This is a genomic window from Pseudogracilibacillus amylolyticus (SeqCode), assembly GCF_051918545.1.
GTDB lineage: Bacteria > Bacillota > Bacilli > Bacillales > Amphibacillaceae > Pseudogracilibacillus.
Window position 1 is genome coordinate 22,808 of record NZ_JBPPZG010000020.1, and the last position, 8,141, is coordinate 30,948.

7 protein-coding genes are annotated in these 8,141 nt (G+C 37.6%); 5 read left to right on the plus strand and 2 right to left on the minus strand.

Features of this window, described 5'->3' with window-relative positions:
* Window positions 1–74: 74 nt before the first annotated feature.
* Window positions 75–926 carry a MurR/RpiR family transcriptional regulator gene (locus tag ACPYKA_RS04085; protein WP_479541110.1) on the minus strand — a complete coding sequence of 284 codons (852 nt, stop codon included), beginning with the start codon at window positions 924–926 and terminating at the stop codon, window positions 75–77.
* Window positions 919–1,866 (minus strand): alpha/beta fold hydrolase, encoded by a 948-nt coding sequence (locus ACPYKA_RS04090; protein WP_479541111.1) that lies wholly within the window; start codon window positions 1,864–1,866, stop codon window positions 919–921. Before ACPYKA_RS04090 ends, ACPYKA_RS04085 begins: the two co-directional genes overlap by 8 nt.
* 369 nt (window positions 1,867–2,235) lie before the next feature.
* Between ACPYKA_RS04090 and argC the strand changes: the two genes are divergently transcribed.
* The 5 genes from argC to ACPYKA_RS04115 form a co-directional block, all read left to right on the plus strand.
* Window positions 2,236–3,273: an N-acetyl-gamma-glutamyl-phosphate reductase gene (gene argC / locus ACPYKA_RS04095; protein ID WP_479541112.1), complete on the plus strand. Its 1,038-nt coding sequence runs from the start codon at window positions 2,236–2,238 to the stop codon at window positions 3,271–3,273.
* Between the two features lie 110 nt (window positions 3,274–3,383).
* Entirely contained in the window at window positions 3,384–4,610 is a 1,227-nt protein-coding gene (gene argJ / locus ACPYKA_RS04100; RefSeq protein WP_479541113.1) for a bifunctional ornithine acetyltransferase/N-acetylglutamate synthase, read from the plus strand.
* Window positions 4,611–4,623: 13 nt separating this feature from the next.
* Window positions 4,624–5,388 carry an acetylglutamate kinase gene (gene argB / locus ACPYKA_RS04105; protein ID WP_479541114.1) on the plus strand — a complete coding sequence of 255 codons (765 nt, stop codon included), beginning with the start codon at window positions 4,624–4,626 and terminating at the stop codon, window positions 5,386–5,388.
* Window positions 5,389–6,065: 677 nt separating this feature from the next.
* Entirely contained in the window at window positions 6,066–7,217 is a 1,152-nt protein-coding gene (locus ACPYKA_RS04110; RefSeq protein ID WP_479541115.1) for an acetylornithine transaminase, read from the plus strand.
* A gap of 142 nt (window positions 7,218–7,359) precedes the next feature.
* A partial coding sequence (locus ACPYKA_RS04115; RefSeq protein ID WP_479541116.1) for a carbamoyl phosphate synthase preATP-grasp domain-containing protein occupies window positions 7,360–8,141 on the plus strand: 782 nt, incomplete at its 3' end.

An 8,141-nucleotide genomic window follows, 5' to 3' on the forward strand; every position in this document is an offset into this window, starting at 1 on the left:
GAGGAAAATTATTTATGCAACATTAATTTCATTAAATAAAAAAAATGAAGATAAAATTTCAAAACGTAACCAAGCTAATAAAAAACATCGTAGCGATCCCATAATTGTTCGAAGTTTTCGAGGCGTTCTTTCATATTTATTTCTTTTTTATTTCCGATATAAGCGATTAATGTATTAATAACACTAAGAGGTGCAACAAAGGAGTCTAAAAATGATTGCATATTACTTGATGCAAAAAGAGCGATATTGGCATAAGCAGTAATTGGAGAGGAAAAATGATCGGTTAATGCGATAATCTTGGCATTTTTTTCGGCTGCGTACGAAACGGCATTGAGCGTACTTTTAGTATATCGAGCATAGCTGATCCCAATAATGACATCTTTTTCGTTTACATTATAAATTTGGTCAAAAGCCGCTTCTGTCGTATGCACTAATTCACTTTTTCCGAACATAATATTTAAATAATAGTGTAAGAACGTACCTAATGATAAAGCACTCCGATTAGCGATAATATAAATTCGGTCTGCTTCCAAAATATACTTAGCAGCTCGCTCGAAATCTGCAGGGTTTAATTGTTGCATCGTCGTTTGGATATTTTTAATATCATCATTAAAATTATCGTAAATTGCCTTTTCCGTTTCGCTATATGTGGCACGTGACATTGTCAGACGTTCTACTGTATTTAATTGCTTTTCAATCGAAGTAGCTAATTGTTTTTGCAGATCATTATAACCTGAAAAACCTAGGAAGGTAGCAAAACGAACAACAGTTGCTTCACTAACTCCAGTCATTTTTGCTAACTTTGCTCCGGTTATAAAAGGAATCGAATGCGGATTTTCTAAAATATAATCCGCAATTTTATGTTGCGATTTACTCATGCTATCTCTTCTTGAACTAATGATTCGGTAGATTGTTGGACTAGACATGGAGTACTCCTTTCAAGACGGCTTGCATCCATCTTAAAATATCTTCATATACTTCTTCTTTGTTAAGTTCATTGATAAGTTCGTGTCGCGAGTTTTCATATAATTTAAATGAAATATGTTCATATCCATGTTGTTGGTAGAGTTCATAAACTGCTTCTACGTCTTTTCCTAACCCGCCGACAGGATCTTTATCACCAGAAATGAAAAACATCGGTAATGACTTTGGTGTTTTTTCCAGCTCTTCTTTACGATGGATCAGTTCAATCCCACTAATTAAATCAATGTAAAAACTTGTTGAACAAATAAATCCACAATTATTATCTTCTATATAAGCATCAACGGCTTTTTCATCACATGTTAAAAAATCAAAATCAGTGCGAACTGGTGAAAATGCTTTATTAAAATTTCCAAAAGTAAGCTTATGGAGAAGCGGGCTTGGGGTTCGTGGTCCTTTCCTTTTCCGTTCCCATTTTGCGAGCAGTAAACCCGCCTTGCCGAGTAGGCCTTGATCTCCACCTGTCCCTGATAAAATAGCTCCTTCAATCGCGTCACCATATAATTGAATATATCGTCTTGTTAAAAAGGAACCTAAACTATGCCCGAAAATAAAGACTGGAATCTCCGGCTGTTCTTCTTTGATGATAGTTGTTAATTGCTTCATATCGGAGACCACTTTTTCAAAACCGTTTTCTTCAGCAAAAAATCCTCGGTCATCAGGTGCTTGAATGGTACCACCATGTCCGCGGTGATCATTCCCATAGACAACAAAGCCTTGAGCGACTAGAAATGAACAAAAATCTTCATAACGGAGAACATGTTCTGCCATTCCGTGAGAAATTTGCACAATTCCTTGTATATTTTCTGTTTTTGGGTTCTCCCAGCGATATGCATTGATTTTTGTTTCGTCTTCAGAATAAAAATAAAATTGTTTACGCTCCATTTATATTCCTCCTTATTCACTAAAATTGTTCCTTGGCGATAAGCCAAGATTTTTAACAACGAAGGCTTCCACTATAAATATTGTAAATAAGCGTGCAGTATTCCCAATTAGCGTGTTTTATTTAGTGAATTTAAGATTCTAATATTAATGTACCATAACTTTCCACTAATCATAACTAATCACCTATTTGCATATAATCACGATTATGCATAAATTATGTATAATATTAATCCATTTAAAAAGGGTGCTATATAAATAATATACTTAATGTGGAGGAAATATTTAAAAAACTTATAAATATACTATTGATTTTATTTTTATACAGTTTATAATGATAATTATTATATAGAATTTAGGAGTGGATGAATAATGAAAATTGCAATTATTGGAGCAACCGGCTATGGAGGAGCAGAATTAGTGCGAATTTTGCGCCAACATCCACGTGTATCCATTCACTCTGTTCATGCATCAAGTTTATATGGTGAACCGCTTCATAAAAGTTTTCCACATATGCAAAACGTAGTAGCAGAGCCGCTTCAAGCTGTTAATGTAAAAAAGATGGCAAAAGAAGTAGATCTAGTATTTATGGCAACACCTTCTGGGGTCGCAATGAACTTAGCGCCACAATTTTTAGCTGAAGGTGTAAAAGTTATTGACTTATCGGGTGATTTTAGGATTACCGATCAAAAAGTTTACGAACAATGGTATGGAATCGAAGCGGCTGATAAAGATTTATTGGCGTCTGCGGTATATGGTCTTACTGAATGGATTGATGTGGATTTATCCGAAGTTAACCTTATCTCAAACCCTGGATGTTACCCCACGTCAGTACTTTTAGGACTTGCGCCACTTATTAAAAATGAACTTATTGATGAAAATTCAATTATTGTCGATGCAAAAACCGGCGTTAGTGGTGCAGGAAAAGGTCTTTCTGCCGCAACTCATTTTTCAGAGACAAATGATAATTTTAAAATATATAAAGTGAATGAACACCAGCATACACCAGAAATTGAACAGATGCTCTCGAGATGGAATAATCTAACCGGAGCAATTACGTTTACGACACATTTAGCGCCAATGACAAGAGGAATTATGGCGACCATGTATGCAACAGTAAAAGAAAAAACAACAACAAAACAACTGATTGAGTTATTTAAAGAAACTTATGAAGATAAATATTTTGTCCGTGTCCGTGAAGAAGGACAGTTTCCGAGTACGAAAGAAGTGTATGGATCGAATTTTTGCGATATTGCAGTAACATATGATGAAAGAACAAACCGAGTCACCGTAGTTTCTGTAATCGACAATCTTGTAAAAGGGGCATCCGGTCAAGCGGTACAAAATATGAATAAAATGTTAGGTATTGATGAAAAGACGGGAATTGATCTTATGCCAGTTTTCCCATAACGTGAGAATGTAAGTTGCAGCAAGCAATAAATAATAGTGGTGAGTTGTAACTATTTTCGTAGCGATTTAAGAATTGCTAAGCTAAGTCTAGGATAAAAAGGGGAATAAGAATGAGTGAACTGAAGACGAAAGTAAAACAGGTGGAATCAGGTTCTATTGTTACTCCATCCGGCTTTCAAGTAGCTGGATTACATTCGGGAGTGAAAAGAAAGCGAAATGATTTAGGGGTTGTCTATTCGGAAACACCTGCAAATGTAGCAGCTGTTTATACGTTAAATCAAATTCAGGCAGCACCACTCGGAGTTACAAAAGAAAGTATAGCTACTGAAAATAAAATTCAAGCAATTATTATAAATAGTGGAAACGCAAATGCTTGTACAGGAAAACAAGGATTGCTTGATGCATATAGCATGCGAAAAACAACGGCTGAAAAGTTTACTATTCCAGAACATTATGTTGCGGTTGCTTCAACAGGAATAATAGGACTCGATATGCCGATGGATAAAATCACACCACATATTGGTGAGTTAGCGATTGGCAAGACGGAGAAACATGCGGCAGATTTTGGTGAAGCGATTTTAACGACAGATACATTTGCAAAATCTACATGTTTTGAAGCAGAGATTGATGGCAAAACAGTTTCCATGGCAGGAGCAGCAAAAGGATCCGGAATGATTGAACCAAATATGGGTACGATGCTCGGATTTATTACGACAGATGCAGAGATTGATTCAACTTCTCTTCATCTCGCTTTAAAGCAAGCTGTTGACGGGACATTTAACCGCATAACCGTTGATGGTGATACGTCTACAAATGATATGGTTATAGTTTTAGCGAATGGGTTAGCGGAAAATAACACATTAACACCAGAACATGAAGACTGGGATACATTCATTGAATTGTTAACCAACACATGTGAAGATTTAGCGAAGCAAATTGCCCGGGATGGCGAAGGGGCAACCAAGCTAATCGAAGTAAATATAAAAGGCGCAAAAACGGACGAAGATGCAAAAAAAATCGGCAAATCAATTGTAGGTTCTTCCTTAGTTAAAACAGCTGTGTTCGGGGCGGATGCAAACTGGGGGCGAATCATTGCTGCGATTGGTTATAGTGGAGCAGAAATAAATCCCGAAACAATTGATATGGCTATCGGCCCAATGCAACTTTTAAAAGACAGTGAACCGACTGGTTTTTCTGAGGAAGAAGCGACAGCGTATTTAGAAAATGACACGATACAAATCAACGTAGATTTGAAAATAGGTAATGGAAAAGGAAAGGCATGGGGCTGTGACCTCACTTATGATTATGTCAGAATTAATGCCAGTTATCGCTCGTGAAAGGAGTATAGTTTTGGATAACAGTATCGTTTTAAAATGTGGTGGTAGTTCAATCAATGAATTATCAGATGAATTTTTTAAAAATATTCAAGCATTGCGGGATGCAGGCCTAAAACCAGTTATCGTCCATGGCGGTGGGCCTGCGATAAAAGATATGCTAGAAAAATTAGACATTGAGTTTGAATTTATTGATGGATTGAGAAAAACGACAGAAGCGATGATGGATGTCGTGGAAATGGTTTTATCCGGTCATGTCAATCCCGCGCTTACAAGACGGGTCAACCAAACGGGGATAAAGGCAGCCGGTGTATCCGGAGTGTTAGAAGCGACGCCAATTAATTATGAACGTTATGGATTTGTTGGTGAAGTTACTCATGTTGATACAGCATATATTGAGCAATTATTAGAGCTTGATATTGTACCAGTAATTTCTCCAATAGCAATCGGTGCAGACGAAAAGCGATACAACGTTAACGCAGATACAGCGGCCGGAGCAGTCGCAGCAGCGCTTAATGCAAAACAATTAATCTTTGTAACAGATGTTCCGGGAATTTTAAAAGATGGAGATCTCCTAGAAACAGTAACAATTCAGGATATTGAAGCAATGATTGAAGATGGAACAATCTACGGTGGAATGATACCAAAGGTAAAAGCAGCTATGAAAGGCTTATCGATCGTAAAAGAAGTCATGATCGTAAACGGAAAACAATCCGAACTAAAAAATACCACAACATTAGCAGGAACAACGATCAAAGTAAATGAAAGCGTGCAGGTATAAGCGTGTAGTTGAGGGGAATTGTGCAGTTGTGAAAATTTAAAAACTAGTAACAGCCTTGTTGATTTCCATCTCCGGGCAGTTCGCGCATCCTTAGGCAAGGATTAATTACTATTCGTTCTCGTAATCGCAAAGACGCAACGAGTTGTGGAATGATTAACTACTATTCGTTACCGTATTCGCAAAGGCGAAGTAAGTTGAGGAATGATTAACCTCTATTCATAACCGTAATCACGAGGGCGTATGGCCACGGACTCAGCCTCCGCTGCATAGGACGTACAAGTGCAAATCTTCACGGTGGAACGAAAGCGTAGCTACCCAAGACGTGACCGCTTTTAGCCAAATATGAGTCACCATGTATTTCCTTCGCTGGGATAGTTTATTGGGCAAAAGACAATTCTTTTATTTGAGAATTCATACTAGCGTAGGCAGAATACGTAGACTCCTGTGGGAACAGCACGTGTCCGAAGACCCCGCAGCGGTGTTCTTCCGCGAGGAGGCTGAGGCCGTGCCCACGGAAAGCGAAGTATTCTGCCGAAGCGGTTTTCATCACAAATTATGGTAAGAAGTGAGCAAGCACTAATTTTATTTACCGTAGCGGTAGGACTGTTGCTATTTGAACTTTACTGTACAGTTTATGCACAAGATTTTTTATAATAAAAGTTAGGAGATGTTAGGAGATGGCATTATTTCCAACGTACAATCGCTATGACTTAGCTGTAGCAAAAGCTGACGGAACGATTGTAGAAGATGTAGACGGAAAAAAATATCTTGATTTTGGAACCGGAATAGGCGTTTGTAATTTAGGACACCGCCATCCGGCCGTGCAAAAAGCAATTGAAAATCAACTAAATAATTATTGGCATGTGTCCAATTTATATAAGCAGCCCATTCAGGAAGAAGTCGCACAACTAATTACAGAAAACAGTCCCGGTGATTCAGTGTTTTTCTGTAATAGTGGAGCAGAAGCAAACGAAGCTGCTATTAAACTTGCGAGAAAAGTATCCGGAAAAGATAAGATCATTACATTTAACCAGTCTTTTCACGGACGTACATTTGCGACAATGGCGGCAACTGGCCAAGAAAAAGTACGAATTGGCTTTGGCCCAATGCTTGAATCATTTGCCTACGCTACGTATAACGACCTTGAGTCAGTAAAAGAATTAATCGATGAAAATACAGCAGCAGTCATGCTAGAAGTTGTGCAAGGAGAAGGTGGAGTCATCCCGGGAAATGAAGACTTCATCAAAGGTCTTGCCACACTATGTAAAGAAGAAAAGATTTTACTCATTGTTGATGAGATTCAAACAGGGATTGGTCGTACTGGTGAAAAATTTGGTTTCGAACATTACGGAATTGAACCAGATATTTTTACACTTGCCAAAGGACTTGGAAATGGTCTTCCAGTAGGAGCAATGGTAGCGAAACAAGAATATTGTGCAACATTCGGTCCAGGTTCTCATGGATCAACATTTGGCGGAAATCCACTTGCAATGTCTGCAGCAAAAGCAGTGTTAACTACTGTTTTTGAAAAAGAATTTTTACTAAATGTAACGGAAACTGCAAACTATTTACACGAACAATTAGCTGAACATATTAAACCATTAGATTTTGTAAAAGAGATTCGTCAAAAAGGATTAATGGTAGGAATTGAGTGTCAAACTCAAGCCTCCCATCTTGTACCTAAATTAATGGATAAAGGTATTTTAGTCTTAAGCGCAGGAGAAAATGTCATTCGACTGTTACCGCCGCTTACGGTTTCAAAAGACGAAATCGCAAAAGCGGTAATGACATTGAAAGATGTTTTACAAAAAGAAGAAATTATGTTATAAATAAATAACATTGCAACAAGTGCAAATTTTAATTATGCGTACTTGTTGCAAAAATTATACACGTTTATGCATAAAGATACACTTTTTTGTAAAAACATTCGTTTGTAAATAAAAGTAAGTTTATATGAGGAGGCAACTTGGAATGCCCAAGGAGAAGCAAATAAAAAAGGTTTTAGTTATTGGATCAGGTCCAATCGTCATTGGGCAGGCAGCTGAATTTGATTATGCAGGGACGCAAGCTTGTTTAACGTTAAAGGAAGAAGGCTGTGAAGTTATTCTTATTAATAATAACCCTGCAACAATCATGACAGATGAGAATGTCGCCGACCGTGTTTATTTTGAACCATTAACTGTTAAAAATATCGAAGCAATTATACAAAAAGAAAAACCAGATGGGATATTAGCGTCGGTTAGTGGGCAAACCGGTTTAAACTTGGCATTTAAATTACAAGACAAAGGAATTATTACTAAATACAATTTAAAAGTTTTAGGGACTCCTATTGATTCAATTATGCAAGGGGAAGACCGTGATAAATTTAGAAATTTAATGCAAGAAATCGAAGAGCCGATTTCAGAAAGTGCCATCGTTGATAATCTCGATGATGCACTAGCATTTAGTAAAGAGGTAGGCTATCCGATTATAGTAAGACCTGCGTACACATTAGGAGGTTCAGGAGGCGGGATTGCAACTGGTGAAAATCACTTTATCGAACTCGTTTCTCGCGGATTAAGAGCAAGTCCTATCAACCAATGTTTGATTGAAAAAAGCATTGCTGGCTGGAAAGAAATTGAGTTTGAAGTAATCCGAGATCAAGCAAATGATGCGAGCATCGTGTGCCATATGGAAAATATTGATCCAGTTGGCGTGCATACGGGTGATTCGATTGTCGTTGCTCCAATTCAAACTTTATCCGCTGAGGAAAT

What these genes read in the sequence shown, in the direction of transcription:
- ACPYKA_RS04110 (WP_479541115.1), top strand. Translation starts at nt 6,066, where the DNA reads ATGGCATTATTTCCAACGTACAATCGCTATGACTTAGCTGTAGCAAAA.
- ACPYKA_RS04090 (WP_479541111.1), bottom strand. Translation starts at nt 1,866, where the DNA reads ATGGAGCGTAAACAATTTTATTTTTATTCTGAAGACGAAACAAAAATC.
- argJ (WP_479541113.1), top strand. Translation starts at nt 3,384, where the DNA reads ATGAGTGAACTGAAGACGAAAGTAAAACAGGTGGAATCAGGTTCTATT.
- ACPYKA_RS04085 (WP_479541110.1), bottom strand. Translation starts at nt 926, where the DNA reads ATGTCTAGTCCAACAATCTACCGAATCATTAGTTCAAGAAGAGATAGC.
- argC (WP_479541112.1), top strand. Translation starts at nt 2,236, where the DNA reads ATGAAAATTGCAATTATTGGAGCAACCGGCTATGGAGGAGCAGAATTA.